17 protein-coding genes are annotated in these 22,491 nt (G+C 39.7%); 4 read left to right on the plus strand and 13 right to left on the minus strand.

The genetic code is table 11. The features are described from left to right. The first annotated feature begins 18 nt into the window (after positions 1 to 18). Positions 19 to 1,566 (plus strand): ATP-dependent Clp protease ATP-binding subunit ClpX, encoded by a 1,548-nt coding sequence (clpX, locus tag CD00_RS0111705; protein WP_026656125.1) that lies wholly within the window; start codon positions 19 to 21, stop codon positions 1,564 to 1,566. A 95-nt stretch (positions 1,567 to 1,661) separates the two neighbouring features. Here the strand turns inward: clpX and CD00_RS18225 are convergent, their stop codons facing one another. From CD00_RS18225 to CD00_RS0111730, 5 genes are all read right to left on the minus strand, one after another. Next, a complete protein-coding gene (locus CD00_RS18225) occupies positions 1,662 to 3,185 on the minus strand; it encodes a S1C family serine protease (protein ID WP_051594178.1) in 1,524 nt (507 codons plus the stop codon). A 100-nt stretch (positions 3,186 to 3,285) separates the two neighbouring features. Beyond that, entirely contained in the window at positions 3,286 to 3,555 is a 270-nt protein-coding gene (locus CD00_RS0111715) for a hypothetical protein (protein ID WP_026656126.1), read from the minus strand. Positions 3,556 to 3,636: 81 nt separating this feature from the next. After that, positions 3,637 to 4,653 carry a UDP-glucose 4-epimerase GalE gene (gene galE / locus CD00_RS0111720; RefSeq protein ID WP_026656127.1) on the minus strand — a complete coding sequence of 339 codons (1,017 nt, stop codon included), beginning with the start codon at positions 4,651 to 4,653 and terminating at the stop codon, positions 3,637 to 3,639. A gap of 40 nt (positions 4,654 to 4,693) precedes the next feature. Continuing rightward, positions 4,694 to 5,923 carry a UTP--glucose-1-phosphate uridylyltransferase gene (locus CD00_RS0111725; protein ID WP_026656128.1) on the minus strand — a complete coding sequence of 410 codons (1,230 nt, stop codon included), beginning with the start codon at positions 5,921 to 5,923 and terminating at the stop codon, positions 4,694 to 4,696. Between the two features lie 79 nt (positions 5,924 to 6,002). Further along, a complete protein-coding gene (locus CD00_RS0111730; RefSeq protein WP_026656130.1) occupies positions 6,003 to 7,754 on the minus strand; it encodes a GH25 family lysozyme in 1,752 nt (583 codons plus the stop codon). 463 nt (positions 7,755 to 8,217) lie between these two features. Between CD00_RS0111730 and CD00_RS0111735 the strand changes: the two genes are divergently transcribed. From CD00_RS0111735 to CD00_RS0111745, 3 genes are all read left to right on the plus strand, one after another. Beyond that, a complete protein-coding gene (locus tag CD00_RS0111735; RefSeq protein ID WP_185750448.1) occupies positions 8,218 to 9,921 on the plus strand; it encodes a S41 family peptidase in 1,704 nt (567 codons plus the stop codon). A gap of 29 nt (positions 9,922 to 9,950) precedes the next feature. Continuing rightward, positions 9,951 to 11,588 carry a hypothetical protein gene (locus tag CD00_RS0111740; protein ID WP_026656132.1) on the plus strand — a complete coding sequence of 546 codons (1,638 nt, stop codon included), beginning with the start codon at positions 9,951 to 9,953 and terminating at the stop codon, positions 11,586 to 11,588. Positions 11,589 to 11,674: 86 nt separating this feature from the next. Beyond that, the gene (locus CD00_RS0111745; protein WP_026656133.1) at positions 11,675 to 12,613 is read left to right on the plus strand and encodes an alpha/beta fold hydrolase; all 939 of its coding nucleotides are present in this window, start codon (positions 11,675 to 11,677) and stop codon (positions 12,611 to 12,613) included. Between the two features lie 100 nt (positions 12,614 to 12,713). Here the strand turns inward: CD00_RS0111745 and CD00_RS0111750 are convergent, their stop codons facing one another. From CD00_RS0111750 to CD00_RS0111785, 8 genes are all read right to left on the minus strand, one after another. Next, a complete protein-coding gene (locus tag CD00_RS0111750) occupies positions 12,714 to 13,451 on the minus strand; it encodes a hypothetical protein (protein WP_026656134.1) in 738 nt (245 codons plus the stop codon). Positions 13,452 to 13,701: 250 nt separating this feature from the next. After that, entirely contained in the window at positions 13,702 to 14,064 is a 363-nt protein-coding gene (locus CD00_RS0111755) for an RHS repeat domain-containing protein (protein WP_026656135.1), read from the minus strand. A gap of 95 nt (positions 14,065 to 14,159) precedes the next feature. Beyond that, positions 14,160 to 14,330 (minus strand): hypothetical protein, encoded by a 171-nt coding sequence (locus CD00_RS0111760; protein ID WP_207640494.1) that lies wholly within the window; start codon positions 14,328 to 14,330, stop codon positions 14,160 to 14,162. Between the two features lie 39 nt (positions 14,331 to 14,369). Next, positions 14,370 to 15,095: a hypothetical protein gene (locus CD00_RS0111765; protein ID WP_026656138.1), complete on the minus strand. Its 726-nt coding sequence runs from the start codon at positions 15,093 to 15,095 to the stop codon at positions 14,370 to 14,372. Between the two features lie 15 nt (positions 15,096 to 15,110). Next, complete coding sequence (locus tag CD00_RS0111770) at positions 15,111 to 15,905, minus strand: RHS repeat-associated core domain-containing protein (RefSeq protein WP_207640495.1); 795 nt, start codon at positions 15,903 to 15,905, stop codon at positions 15,111 to 15,113. Positions 15,906 to 16,160: 255 nt separating this feature from the next. Then, the gene (locus CD00_RS0111775; protein WP_026656140.1) at positions 16,161 to 16,526 is read right to left on the minus strand and encodes a hypothetical protein; all 366 of its coding nucleotides are present in this window, start codon (positions 16,524 to 16,526) and stop codon (positions 16,161 to 16,163) included. 85 nt (positions 16,527 to 16,611) lie between these two features. Further along, positions 16,612 to 17,052 carry a hypothetical protein gene (locus tag CD00_RS0111780; RefSeq protein ID WP_026656141.1) on the minus strand — a complete coding sequence of 147 codons (441 nt, stop codon included), beginning with the start codon at positions 17,050 to 17,052 and terminating at the stop codon, positions 16,612 to 16,614. 2 nt (positions 17,053 to 17,054) lie between these two features. Beyond that, positions 17,055 to 22,487 carry a DUF6531 domain-containing protein gene (locus CD00_RS0111785; RefSeq protein ID WP_026656142.1) on the minus strand — a complete coding sequence of 1,811 codons (5,433 nt, stop codon included), beginning with the start codon at positions 22,485 to 22,487 and terminating at the stop codon, positions 17,055 to 17,057. Positions 22,488 to 22,491: the final 4 nt, after the last annotated feature.

The raw sequence follows: 22,491 nt of genomic DNA on the forward strand, positions 1-22,491 counted from the left end.
TTTCTCTATGGAGATAATATGGAAGATAAAAGAGACGATAACTTCGATTTCAGAGAAGTTACAGACGAAGAACTGAATAACAAAGACACAAAAGATACAGAAGACACCACTTCAAATACCGACAACAATGATAATAATGACAAGTCGGAGTTTGAAGATGTCTGCTTCGTATGCAGAAGACCTGAGAGCAAGGCGGGCAAGATGTTCCATCTTCCCAATAATATCTGCATCTGTGAAGACTGTATGCACAAAACAATGGACACGGTCACACAGTTTGATTATCAGAATCTTCTGAATAACCCCAATCTTATGAATGAACTCAATAAGAATATGGGGACATTTCCGAATGTGAGCTTTTTCAACTTAGGCGATATGCCCGGTGATTTCAACATGGGTGGCATTCCCAACTCACAGAAGATCAAGAAAAAGAGCGAAGCTAAATCAAAACCCGTTATAGACATAAGGAACATTCCCGCTCCCCACAAGATCAAGGCCAAACTTGACGAATTTATCATAGGACAGGACAAGGCCAAAAAAGTCATGTCTGTAGCAGTTTACAACCACTATAAAAGGGTTGCGACAGATACCATGGATGAGATTGAGATAGAAAAGTCAAACATTCTTCTCCTTGGTCCCACAGGTAGCGGTAAGACTTATCTTGTTAAGACTCTTGCCAAGCTTCTCGATGTTCCGCTTGCTATTGCTGATGCAACATCTCTAACAGAAGCAGGCTACATCGGAGATGATATCGAAAGCGTTGTAAGTAAGCTCCTTGCAGCTTCAGGCAACGATGTGGAAAAGACAGAACACGGCATTATATTTATCGATGAGATAGATAAGATTGCCAAAAAGAAAAATACAACAGCAAGAGACGTAAGCGGCGAATCTGTTCAGCAGGGAATGCTTAAGCTTCTCGAAGGCTCAAATGTAGAAGTCCCCGTAGGAGCAGGAAGTAAGAACGCCATGGTACCTCTTGCCACAGTAAACACCAGAAACATTCTGTTTATCTGCGGCGGTGCTTTCCCCGACCTCGAAGACATCATCACTCAGAGACTTAATAAACAGACTTCAATCGGTTTTGATGCCGATCTTAAGGATAAATATGCAGATGACCCCAACGTTCTTTCCAATGTAACGGTTGAGGATCTTAAGAAGTTCGGTATGATTCCCGAATTCCTCGGAAGACTTCCGATTATCTGTACATTGCAGGCTCTTACCAAAGAAATGCTTATCAAGATTCTCAAAGAGCCAAAGAATGCAATCCTTAAGCAGTATCAGAAGCTACTTGCCCTGGATGAGGTCGATCTTAGATTTGACGACAGCGCTCTCGAAGCAATCGCTGAGAAAGCTTTGGAAAAAGAAACCGGTGCACGTGCCCTCAGAGCCATCATCGAGGATTTCATGCTTGATATCATGTATGAAATTCCTAAAGATGACAACATCGGACGCGTAACCATTACAAGAGATTACATCGAAGGGAAAGCTTCACCTCTTATTGAGATACGAGGCGAAGGTATTCACCCTCAGATTCCTGTATTCAACAAGGAACAAGCCACTCTTGTATAAATTTTGATCAAAAAATTGAGGCAGTTCAAAATGAATTTTCATTTTGAACCGCCTCTTTTATTTAATACTTTTCTGTTATCTTTCTTATCTTAATATCAGCCGCCTGTGCCTGCTTTCTCATCATCTGAAGCACTATCGGATTCCGCATTGGAATTATTATCATCCGATGAACCTATATTCTTATTGGACAGCTGAACCGTAACATCTATCGTATCGTACTGATTTCCGTTAGGTCTGAGTATCGTTATATTAACCGAAGTTCCAACCGAATAGTATCTAAGCTTTGAATGAAGTTCTTCCATAGAACCGATCTCTGATCCGTCAAACTTCACAATAACATCGCCCTTTTCAATACCTGCCTTTTCTGCTCCGCCTCCGGGAATAGTCTCATAAACATATACGCCCTGAGGGATACCATACTTCATTGTATCTTCAGCAGAAACGCTTATACCCTGGATTCCAATAACTCCCTGGTCTTCTTCTTTTACTTTCTTTTTGGTCTCCTGGTTCATAAGCTCTTCAATCTTAGGCTTAGCAAGTGAGATAGGAATAGCATATCCCATACCTTCAACTGCCGCTTCACCGATCTTAATAGAGTTAATACCGATTACTTCACCTTTGATATTAAGGAGTGCACCACCTGAGTTACCGGGGTTAATAGCTGCATCTGTCTGAATATATATTTTGGATGAACCCTCGCCCATATCAAACTTTCTGTTGACCGCTGAGATAACACCTGTAGATACAGACTGACCATATCCAAGAGCATTACCGATCGCGATAGCGGGCTCACCAAGCGTAAGCGCGTTACTGTCACCAAGTGTGGCAACTTTAATCTTTGACGCCGTATCAGCAGGAATATCCTTAAGAGATACAGCAATTACCGCAAGATCCATCTCCGGGTCGGGTCCCTTTAGATCTGCCTGAACAGCTTTTTTAGCCGCCTCTTCATCGGATGATCCATCGGAAAAGATAACTTCGATTGAATCAGCTCCGTCTACTACGTGGAAGTTTGTTGCGATCAAAAGCTCCGAATCATTCTTGCCGACAATAATTCCGCTTCCTGATGCATAAAGCCCCTCTGATTCCTGACCGTATCCGAAAAAGTTTGATGATTTGATACGGTTATTATGAATGATAACCATTGAAGGCATAACTTCCTGAACAACACCTGTAACGTCCGTTACTGTAGCTTTTCCCACGTTTGATACCGTCGTGGTAGCTATATTATCCGGATTTGCACCGGTATTCTCTTCTGTCTTCTTAGTATTAAATGAGAACAACGGCTTGTCCTTACCGTATGTTCGATACAAATATCCGCCTGCGCCAATTCCACCGACAATCGCAAGCAACACAATAATTGAAACTAAAATCTTCAGACCTCTCTTCTTAGCCGGTCTTTCCATATTACCCATAGCATTCCCCATTGTACTTCCTGCATTTGAATATTGATAGGCTCCGTAATTATTCCCGCCGTTTCCATATCCATATGCGCTCTTTCCTGTCAAATCTCCGTTATATGTCTTATCATCGGAATAATTATAGTTAGTGTAGTTATAACTGTTGTATGAGTTTGACGAATTTACACCACTGTTTTCTTTGGTAACATCTTCATACATAGTATCTACCTTCTTCCTTTTTTCTATTTGTTAAAATAAGTATAGTTTCATTATGTGTCGAAATTGTGTTTATTTTATTATAAAAAAATAACGTAAATTTTTAATAGTCTTCTTCGATAACTTGTATCTCCATATAATCAAACTCAATCTGCTCCACAAAAGCGTCTTTGTTGAATCGACACTTTGAATGGATCTGGAAATCTTTTACTATATTATCAAGCCAAATAGGTTTGGAAAGGTCCATTTCATAACATGCCTTCTCAATGGCATTCATTACTTTATGTGTTCTTGTATCGTTTGATTCGTCGCAAACGACCATATCTTTTATAAGGTGGTTGTCTTCCACCAATCTTACCCAAAGTCTAAACATCTTATCTCCTGCTATTCCGATAGTAAAAACCGGTCGCATGTTCCCTACAGAGCATACGACCGACATATTTTTACATCTTAATTATTCATCATATCCGTTAGGATTCTGACTCTGCCATTTCCATGAATCCGCACACATCTCTTTTATTCCATACTGCGCGTGCCAGCCAAGCTCTTTTGCCGCTTTATCCGCATTAGAATAACACGTAGCAATATCACCTGCGCGTCTGGGCTTGATCTCATAAGGGATCTTAACTCCCGTTGCTTCCTCAAAGTTCTTGACTATATCAAGAACGCTGTATCCGACACCTGTGCCGAGATTATAGATATTAAGTCCGCTTCCGGGCTCAAATTTTTTAAGCGCCTTAACATGTCCGAGTGCAAGATCCACAACGTGGATGTAATCGCGCACACCGGTTCCGTCATGCGTATCATAATCGTTACCGAATACATTGAGCTGAGGGAGCTTTCCTACAGCAACCTGTGTGATATAAGGCATAAGGTTGTTAGGGATTCCATTCGGATTCTCTCCCATTGTTCCGCTCTTATGTGCTCCGATAGGATTGAAGTAACGAAGAAGAACAACGTTCCACTCGTTATCAGCCTTATAAATATCGGAAAGTACCTGCTCAAGCATTGATTTGGTCCATCCGTAAGGGTTTGTGCATGTTCCCTTAGGGCACTCCTCAGTGATCGGAATAAAAGCGGGATCTCCGTATACAGTCGCCGATGATGAGAAGATTATGTTCTTACAGTTATGCTTTCTCATAACATCAACAAGTGTAAGTGTTCCCGAGATGTTATTCTCATAGTATTCCCAAGGTTTCTCAACAGATTCTCCAACTGCCTTAAGTCCTGCAAAATGGATAACTCCGTCAATTTTTTCTTTTGAAAAGATTTCTTCAAGACCTTCACGGTCTCTGATATCTGTCTCGTAGAAAGGTACTTTTTTGCCAGTGATTGCTTCAATTCTTCCGATTACTTTCTTGCTCGCATTGGCAAGGTTGTCCATTATGACAACATCGTATCCGGCGTTCTGAAGTTCAACAACAGTGTGAGAGCCGATGTAACCTGCTCCTCCTGTTACCAGTATAGTCATATTACTACCTTCTTTCTGTCATTCAAATTTCTGCGTATGATCAAAGCTCGATTCCGTTCTTCTTGCAAAGTTCTCTTGCAGACTCTACAGAATCAACACCTGTCTTGTTCTTGATAGGTGCAAACTCATGCTCTCTTACTACCTCATAAGGAAGGCATGTATCAAGCATGTGGATCATATCAAGAACGAGCTGCTCAAACTTGCATCCGTTCGGTGACTCGGGCTTAACGAGATTAGCATTCTCGTCTATATATGGGATCTTCTTCTCAACAACGTGAAGAGGAAGTTCCTTCTGAGCGATTTCATAGAGAGCTTTCTCATTGAACATATAATTGAGGATAACTCCGTAGTTGTAAGCAGGATCGCCGTTCTCGTCCTTAGCATCCATCATCTCCTGTGAGAGCTCGTAGTACTCTACGATTGAAGGCTTGCCATCTTCAAGACACATAACGCCTACTTTTTCGTCGGGAGCGTTCTTCCTTACAACCTTGGCTCCGCAAGAAACCTTAGCTGCAACTGTAGCTCCTACAAAGCAAGGATCTGCAATTCTCTGAAGAACGTTGTCTACTGCAAAAATGTCTATCCATTCGATGCCCTCTTTTACGATGACATCACGAAGACCGGCCTTAAGAAGTGATGAATACCAGCCGGCGTTACCATTGGGAGAAGTTGAGATTCTTGACTTGCTCTCCATGTATACCTTTCCGTCATAATCGGATGCCGGTGCCATCTCCTGCTTAAAGAATGTGATCTTATCTTCAGGATAACCGAAGAAGTTTTTCTCCTTAAGGAAATTAACAGTAGCATCATTGTTCTTTTCACTTGTCATAATGAAAAGACGGATGTATGTGCCATCTGCCTGCTTAACTGTATCAAGAAGGTTCTCGATTATTCTCTGGAAGATATAAACAGGCTTGGTTATACCGATGTCATACATTCCTTTCGGATTGTCGGATCCAAGTCTTGTTCCCATTCCACCTGCAAGAAGAACTGCGGCAACTTTGCCTGCCTTGATTGTCTCAACGCCAAGCTTAGTAAACTCGTCTTTCCTCTTCTCAATCTCTGATACCTGAAGAGCCGCCAAAGGTGCAAACTCTCCTCTTTCGTCAGCATGTCCAAGATTCTTACAATTTGCAAGTACCGCAAAATCCGTGTCCTCAACCTGCGCAAGAAGCTCCTGCTTCTCAGAATCGCTAAGTTCGGAATAGTACTTAAGTACATGCTCCTGTCCGTACTTCTGTAATTTCTCTTTTGCTTCTTCGATGTTCATTTTTAAATTTCCCTCCGTTTATAAACATTTTTGGACGCTCCGCGCTTTTGCACTGAGCGTCCAACCCCTCATTATTATATTAATTAGCCGGTGCCGCGGGAGCTGTCTGTGCTGAAGCTCCTGCTGAAGCAGCGGGTGTTGAGGCTCCTGTTGATGCAGCCGCACCTGCGTCAGGTGCCGGAGCCGGAAGTGGTGTTCCGGGTGTCCAACCTGCAGGATCTGCAAGGAGACCGTTCTTATCAAATGTGCATGACACATTCTCAAGTACTGCAGTTGTCTTTACAAGCATCTTACCTGTGTTGCCGTCAAAGTAACGCCATCCGTCAGGCTGCTGAACCCATCCTACAGTTCTGTGTCCGTCCTTAGGCTCAAGATAGTATACTCCGTCAGGAAGTGAAGCCATTCCTACAACCATCTTACCATCTGCGCCGAAGTAATATCTCTGGCCTTCGATATCGCTCCATCCTGTAACCATCTTTCCGTCAGGTCCGAAGTAATATCTTCCTGTAGCAATCTCTCCTGACCAACCTGTCTGCATTACGCCTTCAGGATTAAAGAGATAGTTAGCCTTTTCAATAGTCTGATTACCTGTAACCGCAACATGATCCTGGTTAAAGAAGAACTTCTGTCCCTGCTCGTTTGAATACCAGCCCTTGATAGCTGCGCCGTCTGAGCCAAACATATACTTGCCTGTCTCAAGTGCAACCATACCGGTCTGCATTACACCCTGAGGATTGAACATGTAGAGCTTATCTCCAACCTGTGTAAGACCTGTGTGCATCTTATACTCATCATCAAAATAGTGAACGCCGTCTTCAAGAGGTACAAGACCTTTCTGGCATACACCGTCTGCATTTGCGTAGTAAACAGTTCCTCCGAGGTTAAGAAGTCCTGTTCTCTTTACGCCTGCTTCATCAAAGTAATAGCGCTTGCCTTCGATATCGGCAAATCCTGTCTTGGCAAGACCGCCTGCTGTAGGATCGAGATAATAGATTCCGCTCTCGTCCTGGAACCAGCCTGTCTGGATATATCCGTTAGGATCGGCATGGTATTTCTTGTTTTCAAGATTAATCCATCCGAACTGCTTACGGAAGTTGTGATAATAGAATGTATGTCCGCCCCAGCTGTTGAAACCTTCAGGAATAATTCTTGTGAAATAATCCGAGTAAAGGTGATCGACATCAACTCTTCCTGGAATTCCGGGATATGTTGCATGGCTGCTTGACTGCCACATTACGTAATCGCCCGGATAATCACAGGCAACATCGTACTGAGCAACCCACTTTGGTGCTGAAACAGCAGGCATTCTCTGCATGAACCAGTTTCTATTGGCATAAACCAATGTCTCATAACCTGCGCCATTAAGTATTCCACAGAATGTATCTGCAATAGCCTGAAGCTGTGCAGCGTTTAGTCCCTTCTGGACATTATCCTCTATATCGATTGCAACCGGAAATGTAACTGCATACGGAGCAATCCAAGCAAGAACCTGATTAGCCTCCACGGCCGCTGCCTCCGGTGTTGTTGCATAAGAATAGATATAAATACCTGTTCTGATACCTGCCGCATTTGCGCCATTAATGTTGTTGACAAACTGTTCGTCCTGTCCCTTTTTCATTGTTCCTACACGTATCATGGCGAATCTGATACCTGCTGCCTTAACCTGTTGCCAATTGATTCCACCCTGAAACTTGGATACGTCGATACCTGTAGCCAATTCAGGCCCTACCGCACGTGCACTCGCACTTACGCCGGCAATAGGAGTAAAGAATAAGGCAGCTGACATACCGACAGCCCCCAGTGATGTAACAATCTTCGAAACTTTTCTCATTATAATACCTCGCTCCCATTTTTTATCGCATTAAATCACACACTTAACGTTCTCATTATATTAGTAAACGTTTGCGTAGGTCAATGGAGAATTGGCATATTTACACTTTATTAACAACTTACCTGAAACTAACGGTATCAGAACAGTTCCGATACGTAAAAAAGTTTTTTCAGCGAAATGTTGACAACACAGTTTTCATATGTTACTATGCCTATCGTAGTACTACAGTCGTACCATGACAGGCATAGCATATACCGATACTCTTTTATCGAAATATCGCAGCAAAAGAGATATGGCATAAAAAACAAAGCATTTAAGGCAACATAGCGGCTATGCATTCTTTTGATATTGCTGATAGTATTTATTTCATCAGCAATAGAACTACTAACCGGAAAATGACATATAGGAAAGGATTGTAACAATGAAGACATTACTCGGCTCCCTTTACCAGGTCATATACACCATGGACAAAACTCACCTTATCTGGTTCGCAGTTTTTGCACTGATCGCATTGACCCTCGGAATACTCCATACCCGAATAAAGGGCGATGAAAACAAACTCAAGTTGTGGAAAAAAGCAAGCTTTGTCCCAATATTTCTCGCTTTGATCCACATTATTATTTATGTTATTGCCGGCAAAGAAAGCATTATTTCTTTCCTCCCAATCTACGCATTGGCTCTTATGACACTGATAGCTACTTTATTGGGAAAAAGAAAAATCGGTTACAAAGTAGTTACCGTCATTACCTTCCTTCTTTCAATTGCCTGCTTTATAGCATTATTATTCATGCTTCCGTCAAATACATATAACTTTTCTGAAAAGAGTTATACAGAATCATTTCACCTGATGGCTCAGGCAATGGATAAAACATACATATTAAAAGAATGGAAAGATGTAGATTTTTCAGCACTTGAAGAAAAATATATGCCTATGGTTGAAGAAGCTGAAAACGAGAAGAATCTGACCAAATACTACGACGCGGTGAAGATGTTCTGTAACGAGCTTCATGACGGGCACGTAGGTGTAGAACTTGATTCGAATGAAGAAACCAACAATTCCATATTTAAAAATAACGAATATGGCCTTTGTATGGTTCATCTTGATAACGATGAAGTTATTGCAGTAAACACACTTCCCGAAGTCAACCAACTTGGGATTGAAGACGGAACCGTTATTACAAAGTGGGACGGTAAGCCGATCAAAGTTGCTGCCGAAAGTATCCCTGACATGGGCGTCCCGGTAAAAGAAAATGCTGAATTCCTTTCATATATTTATTTATCAGCTTACGGGAATGAAACAGTCGACGTATCTTTCATTAATAAAGAAGGCACCGAGCAGACTGTTTCTCTGCAAAATATCGGAGAAAACACAACCTGTATAAAAACACTTACAACATACTCACACAGGCCGAATGCTAAATCAATTGAAGAAGCCTTACCGTGGTTTAACGAAAACTTTAGCACAAAAATGCTTACCGACAATGTAGGATACCTGCGTTTAAACAGTGAAATGCTCTCTGTTCAATCGATCGAACCCGGTGACATATTCGGTATGCTCACCGGCAATCACAAGGAATCCAAAGAAATATTCCGTAAAGGACTTACCAAACTCAAGGCTCAGGGCATGGAATACCTTGTTATAGATCTCAGAGGAAATACGGGTGGCTTAGACGAAATAGGCTGTGCACTTGCAAGTCTCCTCACAAATGATTACTACTTCGGTCAGGGACTCGGTATTCGCAAGAACGGAAAATACATCGATGTTTCTCCCGATCATGCTGTACATGGAACAGGCGAATTTGCTGACATTAAAGCAGTTGCTCTCACAAATTTTGCATGTGTAAGCGCAGGAGACGGAACATCGCTTTATCTTTCAAAGCTTCCAAATGTAACCCTTGCAGGAATCACCAATCCCAATGGTTCAAACCAGGCTGTAGGCGGAGCAATAACTCTGGCAAATGACAAAATCAAGGTCAGTTATCCGGTCAGCCTTATCTTGAACGAAAATGACGAGCCCAATATTGATGTAAAGGCAGACCGCATCAGCCGTAACCCTGTAGAGGTTCACATTCCTTTTGATAAAAACGCCGCACTTGAAATATTCCACACCGGCGAGGATTACGAACTTAATTGGGCTATAAATTACCTTACCCAAAGCAATACTTAGTTTTACCCGACATAAGAAAAGAGACAGCAATGAATTACTTGAAGAATTATTTTAAGACAATATATCAGAGAATTAAGAGCATGTGTTTATGGGAAATAGCAGCGATGATACTTTTTACGGTTAATCTCTCAAGTATCTTCTACTTTAACCTTTCAGATCTTCGCCTTTCGCTGGATCCCGATTTTGCAACCGTTGTATATCATCTAAGAGAGATTGTAAATAAAGGAAGTCTCATTCTTCCAAACTGGGTAGCAACCACCAGCATGGAGTTTGACTCCACTCTCATATTTGCAGTTCCGTTTTTTGCGATCACAGGCAATGAGTTTTTGTCTGTGGGCTTATCCGATCTTTTGATCGTTTTCATATATATTTACGCAATATGGAACATTTTAATGGCGCTCCATGTGCGGATCGGCGTTAGATTTCTTTCGCTTGCCGTCATCATAACACCTTATAACTATGACTGGCTTGATTACTTCAAGATGCTGTTCTTTGCGCACGCCAATTACAGCATTAAGGCTCTTGTTCCGATCATGCTTGTGCTATGCCTTATAGCATTTGATGATGGTGAGTTCGCCGATTGTTTCAGCAAGAGAAAAAGAATCATATTCTTATTTACATATCTGTCACTGCTTTTTGTGACATGCGCTTCTACAGGGATTTACACAATTGTCTGCGGAGTCACACCAATCTTTTTTGCATCTCTGTTCTCTTTGTGGAAAAAGAGATATCCCTTCAAGGAAAGTGTGGTTCCGGTCTGGGCAATGACAGGCATCTTTGCCTCAATAGGTGTGTTTACCTATAACCTGATCTACACAGGTCATTCTCCCGACACATCCCCGGTAAAGATATCAGAGTTTTGGGATAACCTGAAGTACGTTTTTGCAGGAGTTTTCCAGGCCTTTGGTATTATGGGACACGAAACTGTTCCTGTATTTTCCAAGATGTGGTTTTTCATCTTGCTAAAAACACTTTTTGTTTTATTGATCTTTATTGTCACAGCGCTCGTCATCTATAAATGGATCCGCGGCGCCGCAAACTATAACTATTATTTACCGTTCTTCTCGGTAATTTTGTTTAACATGCTCATTTTGATCGTTGGTGACATGCGCGCCGGCAATGACTTCATTCCTTACAGATACCTTTTTGTGGGAATACCGATTCTTTTGACCGGAATGGGAATCATGCTCAACAGATACCTCGCAACTCACCAAAACAAGCAGTCCATGCCTGTAATGGCTCTCATAATGCTCGCTTGTGCATATATGCTTGTCGGCAACTTCAAAGTAGCAAACGACAACCTCATGGACAAAGATTATATCGTTGATATGACCGACTATTTTGATACGCTTGACGTTGACACCGTCTTCATTGCAGATGATAAAGACACTGCGCTCATGTGCAAGGCCGTTGACGACAGCAAGAAGTATGCCTGCTACGACAGCGAAAGCGAGAGCATCACGCTAGAGATCAACTACTACAATGATGAAAAGAACTTTAATTATTACGGGGACAAAAATGTAATTGCCATTCCAAACTTTAACAAGCTGACCGATTACGTCTCCGAAGACATTGCAAACGAATACGAATATGTCGGCGAAACGAGATGGCTTGCATGCTATAAATCCGACACCAATTATTTCAAACAGGAAAATAAGAACAGTTAAACATTCACCACAATAAATCAGTATATTTAAGACAAGATAAAGTGTATTTGAAACAAGGACCCCCTTTTAGATAAGTGAGGTATACTATGAAAAAATTTTTTAAGATACTCGGAAGAGTCTTATCAGTTATTTTAATAATTGCCCTGCTTTTTATAACAGGTGCATTTATATACCACCGCATAGAGCTCAAAAAAGAAGAAGCGATATGGCAGAATCCTCCCGGACAGTATGTCGAAGTGGACGGTCACAAAATGCACATCTACACGGAAGGCGAAGGCGACCACACAATCGTACTTATGTCAGGCTGGGGCGACACAAGTCCATACGTCAATTTTCTTCCTCTTTGCAAAGACTTAAGCACCGATGCAAAAGTGGTTATCATTGAAAGATTCGGATACGGCTTAAGCGACGTTGTAAAAGAAGAAAGAACCTTCGATAAGATCGTCGAAAATGACAGAGAATGCCTTTCCAAAGCCGGCATAGAAGGCCCCTTCGTATTATGTCCTCATTCAATCGCAGGAGTTGAAGCAACTCTCTGGGCTCAGAAATATCCCGCGGAAGTAGAGGGAATCGTTGGAATGGATATATCAATCCCCGGTTTGGATGATCAATATAAGGAAGAGTTTGACGCCGCCAAAAAGCAATTTCCAATTATGAGATGCCTTATTGATTCAGGAATTATGCGAGTTCTGAGCGGACATTCAGATGAAGCCGATGAGCTTGCTAAAATGGAAACTGCCATTGGATACAGAAACGACGTAAATAACTGCAAGCTGGACGAAGGCTTAAATTGCATAGAAGCCCTACATGAAATCAGTAGCAATCCTCTCCCTACAGCTCCGACAATCCAGTACATCTCGGCACAGACTACCGAACTCTCTCCCGGCTGGCTTGAAGGCCATCAGGCCCTCGTAGATGCATCTTCTAACGGAAAACTTGTAAAACTCAACTGTGCACACTATGTATATAAATTTGAAGAAAAAAGAATCGCGAAAGATATAAAAGAGTTTTTGAAAGCACTATAATATTAGAAGTGACTTCGTTTTAGATGATCAACCATCTGAACGAAGTCCCTTTTTTTTAATAGAGCATTAGTCTATAATGCATTATTCAAATAAAAAACCCTTATTTATCATTTTGTTTTTCTCTTATCAATTCTACAAATTTTTTTATACCTTCTTTTTGATATGGTGTAAGCTTTTTCATTCGTATTATTTCTTCGCCATTTGTAATCTCATATTCATCATTATCTAAAGTCAAATCAAACTTATCATCGCCAACTGTGGAAATTTTCCGCTGTGATATAACAGTATTATATTCAAAAATCCTTCCATCCTCTGTATATGCTACTTTTATTGCACTAACCAAAATAATAGTTGCAAACATTATTAAATCAAATACCAGTAGATACTTCCAATAAGCAATATTAATTTTTTTATCAATAAGGAACAGATAAACAATCATTATAACGTTATTCAACAAATGAATACCAATAGCCACAATTCTCAATTTTTCATATTTATAAAATATTTCAACTCCTAAACTATCCCCAAAAATCATAATATAAAAAGTCAGCAATACAATCAAAAGTGCAGAAACAATTATCCCAAAACAATGTTCATTAATTATAATAGTTGGAATATCTAAAAGCTCTTGCCATGAAGTTTTAATAGTTTCAGGAGCCCAAACAAATAATCCGAATAACACAAGCCCTCCTAGCAACTTCGCTAATATATTTGCATTTCGACTTTCTTTCGCAGAGCAAACTTTTTTTGTACAGTTCTGCACAAAAGTAACCAATGCTATACAGGGTCCCCATAGAACAACACAAAAATTTATTATAATGCTCCAAAAAATTACCATAAACGCTCTCTCCTCAATACAAAAGTATTAATGAAATCAAAAACATTATTGGATGTCAAAATTTAAATGAATCCATTTCCCCCCTAATATTGAAGTAACCCAAGAGTCTCTATACTCTCGGGCTTTTTATCTCCAGTCTGACTATACTAAATATCTGTACAATATAATTTTGAATAATATCAGAGCATCCATTAACTCCAAATAATGCTCGTCCAAAGTCAACAACTAAACTTCCGTTATTGGAAAATATTTATTTAACGCTATACAAATTTTTTGCATCGTCAGCAGAAACTGTTTCTACAACACGTTTAAGTTCGTCATACTTATAGCTCGTCTTTACTCCGTCAGGATCTGTTATTGTAGCAACGTTTCCTCTGTCATCGTAAGTAAAGTTTGACCCTATTCCTCTATCGTCATAAACTGCTTTTATGTTTCCGTCACTGTATGCAAAAATGCCGGCATTCCCTCCGGGAGCAGCAATCTCTTTTATCGTGCCGTTTTTGTTATAAAAATATTTGTATGTATCGTCTCTTGGTCCTTTTACGGTATGAAGCTTTCCATCTACCCTATAGGTAATGCTGGTCTTATTTCCAAGCGCATCAATAATCTGCATATTTTACTTACTCAAGCTATACAACCACATACTTTGAATGCGACAAATAAGTAATACGCTACATACCTCAAAGTTCCAATTTCTGTTCAAGCAAATCAATTGCTATCACCTATAGTTTGGCTACTCTCTTTTAGCTTTTTAATTCTAAATATTACAAGAATAGCCTCTAAAGCTACAAAAATGCAGAATAGAATTCCTATAAAAATTTCTCCAAAATGTAGCAGCATTATTCCTATAGATAGTGAAATTATTGCTTCTACCATCATACTAATAATTAGTTTTTTTACTTTTGACTCCAATATTTTTTACTCCTTTATTATATCCTTAAATCCTTTTACTCCGTTCTCCTGATATGGTAATAGTTTAGTCATTCTTACTTCCTCATCACCATTTGTTACTATAAATTCATCCCCATTCTCTATGATGTCTATTTTTTTCCCATTATATGTAAATATTTTTATCTGTCTAATTATATTGTTATATTCAAAGAACTGCCCCTCCTTTTCATATCCCACTCTAAACGCATCAAGCACAACAATAGATACCATCAATATATAATTTGATAATAATAACCATCGCCAACAATCATAATCAATGTCTGTGTTCGCATTACTCACCCAAAGAAAAACAATCACCAATATACTGTCTATTATATGCATAGCAATTGCTAACCATCTAACAATCCTGTATCTGTAAAAAGCTTTCATGTTTCTCTTATTTACGATTATGTAATAAAAACAAAGCCACATTACTATAAATGCTAATGCTACTATCCCAAACGCATCTCTCATACTTGCATCATTTGAAATATCTAATATTTGCCGCCACGTTCCAATATACATATCGGGATCCCAAAAGAAAATACCATATAGCATAAGTACTCCTAACACTTTTGCTAATATATTTGCTTCTTTTTTATCTTTTACAGAACTCGCCTTAGTTGCACAATTCTGTAAAAAAATAGTAAGTATAATGCACGGTGCAACTATTATAATACCTATATTTACTACAAGAGTCCAAAATACAGTCATTTCTCAACCTCACAATCAACCTTCACAGTTATTCTTGTCATCTATTATATTATCAATAATCCACCCAGCTGCTTCCGACAAAATCCCAATATTTTTAGTATCATGAATCGCATACCATAAGAGTTGCTCACTTGCGCTAGGATTAGCACTATTAAAAACATCTGATATCCAATCTCCTGGACCTGATATTAAAGCTTGAGCTATACCTGATAAAGTCGCCTTACCTAGTACTTTTTTAACAGAGATGCTCTCGCCATTCTCTATACTTGTTATCGCATCAGCAACAGTACTACCAGTCGCACCTCCCAAAAAGTTACCCTTAGCAGCACCACAACAAGCTAATACCGGAAGCGAAATTGGTGCAGTAGCTGTCAAAGCTATTCCTACGCCTATAGCCCCTACAGTAGCTGCTACTGCACCTACCGTTACAGCTGCCACTCCTAATCCATCATTTATATCAAAATCTTTTAATTTAAGCCATTTTCCGTTATTATCAACAAAATCTATGGGACTATTTTCACAATATAGAAATTTGTTCAATGTGCTGGCAGAAGTTAGCAATCCTGGAAATTGATCTTCACCAACAAATCTACCATTATCAGTGCTGTAGAATCTTGCCTGTGCAAACTTAAGCCCCGATACTTCATCTTCCTGATAGCCTGTAAAAGCAAATGGCTGAATTATATTGCCCTGTTTAGTGTATGCATGCTTCGAGTTATTGTTTCTTATATTGCCTGTAAACGGATCTATATTTCTCCCAAAGTCATCGAATGCATATGATGATATAACTGCTCCGTCAGTACCTGTCATGTACATCGGTGATCCAAGTTCATCCTGGATATATATAGAAGTTATTTCCTGACTTTGACATAGAAATTACATTGTTGTCATAAACAAAGCTCTCTGTCTCACCATTTACCGTTCTCTCAAGAAGGTTATAGTAATCCTTCGAAAGATTTCAAAAAAACTCTATTCTTTCTTCCGGTCTTACAAATGCTAATAGCGGAATCCCCCGATAACTTCGTTATATGCCGTAAGTTATCAGGGGATTTTTATCTTATCTGATCATCCTTCTATCACAATACCATTTCTCTTTAGTTCATCATACAAAGCACTCATATCCTCAAATATAGCAATTTGTATAGGAACTTCTCTGTCTCTGGTCACAAAAACAAATTTACCATCCATAAAGAAGCACTGATTAATGTCGCTATACTTAATTGTCTTGAAATATAATCCGGCATGTATCACAAACCTGTCCTCTTTAACCACTATCGAACTCTTAATAATCAAGTTAAGAAAAAGCCCCATAGCTGCTACTACTAAAAGAAACGTAACGACATTTATTATAGCTTCAAAAACGTTTTTTCCTGCAAGCGCTCTGAATAATCTTGGTGAGCATGCCGCTGCGGAAGCAAACGTTGCAGCCATTATTCTATTAAGATTGCCATTTTTGCGGCCTTTAATTTTTATTTTTCCATTATGTCGCTTTTATATAAAGTCATACATACTTATTTCACATTACTTTAAACTGATCTAGCATCAACATAGCCGCAAAAAGCATCGAAACTAGCGTTGCAATCACCAAGACAATCAGTATTATCCCATAACCAAACTTAGCAGCTTTGTTGTCCGTTTGCCCTATGTGGCGCATAAAACTTATAGCTTCAACAATACACAATAAAGCAAATGTTACAATCAACCATATATTATGATTGAATTTTTCAATTTCTCCAGTCAAATATAAGACCAACAACACCATGACACTAATATGAGCATATAATTCAATTATCACTGCAGATAAATCAAATTCCTCATTTTCTTTAAAGGGATTAAGTAGGAGCTTCAGTTTAGGTGATACAACAACTTTATAAAATGAAACATTATTAATTTTTTTATTATTCATAACCCAGCACATATAATAAAGCCAGATAATTACCGCAAATACTATCTTCATGGTTATTCTCCACAACTGTTAAAATTTTGAATTATTCGCCTTGGTATATCATATAATTTTTCGTCCGTTAATAAATCAGATGCTGTATATCTTGCACCTTCAAACCCTACTGCTCGTGCAAAGCCTTTACCAACCTCATCACCTATCCATCTAACGCATTCTTTTGCCCATGCGCCTTTAGCACCAACACCAATCTTATTCCATCCCCATTGATTTCCAGCAAATTTCATTGCTTCATTACTTGATCCAGCTCTAGTTCCTACTATTCCACCAATAATACCATTAATCAGCACCCCTGATGCACTTATTTCTTCACCATTAACTGCCTGTGTAACAGCATATGAAGTACTATTAATTATTGCATTTCCAGCAAAAAGCATTCCCGGATTAGCTGTTACACAACTTAATGCTCCTGATAAGGCACCACTTGCCCCTGCAATAAGTGTTTGATTCAAATTAAAATCAGAGAAACCTTTATGTTCAATAACTTGAGCAACAACATCTACTCCCATGGATATAGTTCCAGATGCAAGCGCAGTTGCACACACAAATCCAACTGCTCCAGGTGCAAGAACAGTTCCCGCCACCAATCCAGTAACAACTGCAGTTGTAACAGCAACTTTTGCAACAGTTCCCTTATTTTCATCCCACCATTTTTCAGTAGTATGTGCAACACTTTTAGCAGTAGAACTAATTTTTTCTACTCCATTTTCAATATTGCTTGCAGCATCAGTTATCCACTTAGGCAAATTTCCATCATTATCAACAAGATTAATCGGATTCCCCCAACAATAGCCATAGTGATTCAGCGTAAACGGACTAATAATAAATCCTTTTACATTATCCTCAGACTGGAATCTGCCTTTTTCAGCACTATAATATCTTGCCTGTGCAAACTTAAGCCCCGATACTTCATCTTCCTGATAGCCTGTAAAAGCAAATGGCTGAATTATATTGCCCTGTTTTGTGTATGCGTGCTTCGAGTTATTGTTTCTTATATTGCCTGTAAACGGATCTATATTTCTTCCAAAGTCATCGAATGCATATGATGATACAACTGCTCCGTCAGTACCTGTCATGTACATAGGTGATCCAAGTTCATCCTGGATGTAATAGAAGTTATTTCCTGACTTTGACATAGAGATTACATTGTTATCATATACAAAGCTCTCTGTCTCACCATTTACCGTTCTCTCAAGAAGGTTATAGTAATCCTTTGAAAGATCGCACAAATACTCTATCTTTTCTTCAGGTCTTACAGATGCCACCCTGAATCCAAGTCCGTTGTATTGATTCTCAAGTTCTCCCTTGTCTTTATCAACTACCTTTGAAAGCATGTTTGTAGCATCAAAAGTAAAGGTCTTCTGTAAGAGACCGTCTATGAACTCCCTTGTCTGGTTACCACGCTTATCATAAGCATAAGTCTTAAGAATTGCCTGAGAGTTATTAAGTTCCTTAGCTTCTACGAGTCTGTCAAGGACATCGTAAGTGTAAGAAGTCTTTATGCTTTCTTCTGTATCCGGCACAATCTCAGACATTGCTGTTCTGTTACCGAAAGCATCATACTCATATGCTGCCTTTGTTATTCCATCATGTGTTGTCTTTGTTAAACGTCCAATAGCATCATAGCTGTACTCATATCTACCTGATACTTTGTCAAGGCCACGTCTGCTCCTGTCAATACCATTTATGAGCCCCGAATTATCGTAAGAATAGAAATACTTATCAAGTACGCCCTCCAAATCAGTACTGATCATACTTTCAAGGTTTCCACCGGGCATATATGTATAAGCCTGACTTACGCCATTTGCAAAAGTCTTCTTTGAAAGACGTCCTATATTATCATAAGCATAAGTAGTCTCTTCTCCATTTCCTATAATGCTCCTAAGCTGAAGCTTATCATCATAGTTATAAGAAACCACCCTTCCGTCAGGATATGTGAGCTTAGTCTTCTCACCTGTAGCACCGTACTCATAAGCTACAGTCCTGTTCTTAAAGTCTGTTACCTTTGTAAGTCTTCCAAGGATATCATTCTCAAGAATTGTCTTTCCATTCCAGTCATTTATCTGATTAAGCTGATTAAGCTCATTGTACGCAAACGCTACTGATCTTCCGTCTGAATATGCGACGTTTGAAACACTTCCCAAAGCGTTATAGCTATAAGTTGTCTTATAGTTATCCCTGTCAGTCTTTGAAATAAGTCTTCCGTATTGGTCGTATTCATATTTTTCAATTTGACCAAGAGCATCTGTTACGCTTGTAATCTGACCTGCAAGGTTATATGAATAGAGCGTTACATGACCGTCTTTTCCAACTGTCGGCATATAGTCGTCAGTCTGCTCTTCAAGGCTTATTCTTCCTTCAACTCTGTGAATGGTTTTAAGGTTATCAAGACTGTCGTATGTATAAGCCGTCTCATTTCCAAGAGCATCTATTACAGACTTAAGGCGTCCTGTTGCCGTGTAAAGGTAAAGTGTTATACTGCTTCCGTCAATTACCTTTGTAACTCTTCCAAGTGCATCATACTCGTATTCAACACATCTTCCGTCTGAGCCTGTTACTTTATTTACCCGGCTTAAGGCATCGTAACCATAGTTGATCTCATAACCATCAGCAAATTTTCTTGTCTTTACTCTTCCGGCTTCATCATAGGTAAGTTCCTGCTCTGTTACACCGCAGAAGCTTATCGATGTAAGTCTTTTTCCTTCTGTGTAAGTGAACTTACGAACTCTTCCTGATGCATCAGTAATTGAATCTATAAGATCCATTTTGGTGTATTTGTAAGATACTTCATTTCCAAGAGCGTCCGTTTCCTTTGTCACTCTGTCTAAAAGGTCATACTCACGCTTTGAAACATTTCCGAGAGCATCTGTTACTTCCGTAACATTACCTGCTTCGTCATATGTATAGCTTGTCTTATGACCGAGAGCATCTATCTCTTCCGTAACTCTGTTAAGGGCATCATAAACATAGCTCTTTACCCTGACATCGCCAAGATACTCAGCCGTTACATTTCCGTTCTTATCATAATCATAGCCTGTTGTTCTTCCCTCGGGATCTGTGACTTTAATAAGTCTCATAAGAGGATCGTACTCATACTTTATCTGTCCGCCGTTTGGAAGTAATACAAGCTCCTGCTTACCCATTACGTTATAGCTTATTTCTGTACTTCTTCCTGCTTCGTCGGTTACCTTTGAAACCCTTCCCATGATATTTACATCATAACATTTAAGAGTTCCATCAAATTCCTTAACAGAAGTCACTTTTCCCGACTTATCATATCTGTATTCCCTTGTATTTCCGAGGGCATCTGTTGTCTTTACGATCCTGTCGGCGTTGTCGTACTCAAATGTAGTCTTAGCATCGTCAGCAGAAACTGTTTCTACGACACGGTTAAGATCATCATATTTATAGCTTGTCTTTACCCCGTCAGGATCTGTTACTGTAGCAACGTTTCCTCTGTCATCATAAGTAAAGATTGGCCCTATTCCTCTATCGTCATAGACTGCTTTTATGTTTCCGTCACTGTATGCAAAAATGCTGGCATTTCCTCCGGGAGCAGCAATCTCTTTTATCGTGCCGTTTTTGTTGTAAAAATATTTGTATGTGTCGTCTCTTGGTCCTTTTACGGTATGAAGCTTTCCGTCTGCCCTGTAGGTAATATTGGTCTTATTTCCAAGCGCATCAATAACCTGGGTTACATGCCCTCTGTTATCGTAAGCTACTTTTGTCGTGTTGCCGTTCTTGTCAGTATGACTTGTTTTCTGGTTTCTACCGTTATATGTAAAGCTCTCCTTACCGTCATAGTAAGCTGTCTCAACATGCCTTCCGAAATCATCATGCGTGTAAGTAACCTTATTGCCGTTCTGCTCTGTGGCAACCGTTGTCTTCTTCTCGTCGTCATACTCATAAGTCATCACGGTATTGTCAGGAAAACTCTGCTTTACTGTTCTTCCCTGCTCATCATACTCATTTGTGATAGATGTAATCCCTTTTGGATTGATTACATCCCTGATACTTCCGTCTTCTGTGTATGTAAACTTCCTTACTGCTCCGTCAGTTCCTTTTATCTCTGTGAGCCTGTCATCATCATAAGCATAAGAAACACACCTGCCCGCCTGATCGGTAACAGATGTCATAAGAGTAACTCTTATTTTTCCAAGTTCATTGAAGATACATTTTTCAAGATACTCAAATGTAAGAGTGTTTCCATTCTTGGTACTTATATGTGTAACACAGCGCTTGCCTCCAACGATATCGTATGTAAAAGATACATTATCGCCGTCGAAATCTCCAAGCGCTACAAGATATCCCCTGTCATCAAATCTCTCATATCTGCCGTCATCCTGAGTGATAACATAGCCGCCTGTGAGTTTTTCAAGGAGTCCTTGTTCGCCCTGCGTTTCGAAGTAAAAGTCTTTGTCATATACATCATCAATCTTTTTATACTCGACTTTACTTCCGTCAGACTTTTCTATCTTTATTATTCCGTCTTCTTCCACAATTCGCTTTTCAAAGGTATGCTTCCAGCCTTTTCCGAGACGTCCACCCTTTTTGTCCATTGCATTGTAGAATCTTCCAAACGAAAGAGGATATTTACCTCCAAGTTCAATGTCAACGTGTTCGTTTATATAGTTTCCGCTGCACATGTTTACAGGGTCATACTTAAGAATTGTGCTGAGCACGTTCTTACCTAGTTTATCTACAAAACTTCCCGAACCCTGTGCTCTTTTTACGCTGTCCTCAAGGAAATCACCAAGCCTTTCGATAACGCCCATCTCAATGTTGCCGTCACCATTTACAAGTAACCCCTTGCAGCTTCTAAGATCTTCAATCTCCTGTTTTAACTTGCCTATTCTATAAGGAAAACTAACAGACGATATCTTGGCCGCCTGCTGATTATCGAAGTTGGTGAACCTGTTAATAAGGTCAAGAATCATTCCGTCTTTTGATTCGTTTCCGCAAAGATTCCCGTAAGCATTCGATGCCATAAAGAAGTCGTATTCATCGCAGTTTCCGTACTTACTTCCAAACCTGCTGTGAATGTTATCCTTTAAAACCTCCATGCTTGTTGCCCATGTTTTATAAACTGAAGCACAGCCATGAAGTTCTATGTTAAGTCCTTCAAGAACGATCGTACTTATCTTGGCATCGTCGGCTTCATCAACCGCAGCTTTAAATCCATTTACATACTCCGTAAGAATGGTTCTAAAGTCTCTTTCAATCCTGAGTATTTCATCAAGCTTTGCCTGCTCAACTGTTCCTACAAGGAGTTTTGCCTTATCGGCACTCTTTCCTTCCCAGTTTGCTTCCCCTGTAAAACTGTCCTGCGCTCTCTTATGCGCTGCAGCTTTTTCTTCATATTCATCCATAGCAGAAAAAAGGTCACTTATGTAAGCATTGAATTCTGCCATGTTTATCCATTTATTTTCCATAAGT

It is taken from the genome of Butyrivibrio sp. AE3003 (genome assembly GCF_000686065.1).
Taxonomy (GTDB): domain Bacteria; phylum Bacillota; class Clostridia; order Lachnospirales; family Lachnospiraceae; genus Butyrivibrio; species Butyrivibrio hungatei_A.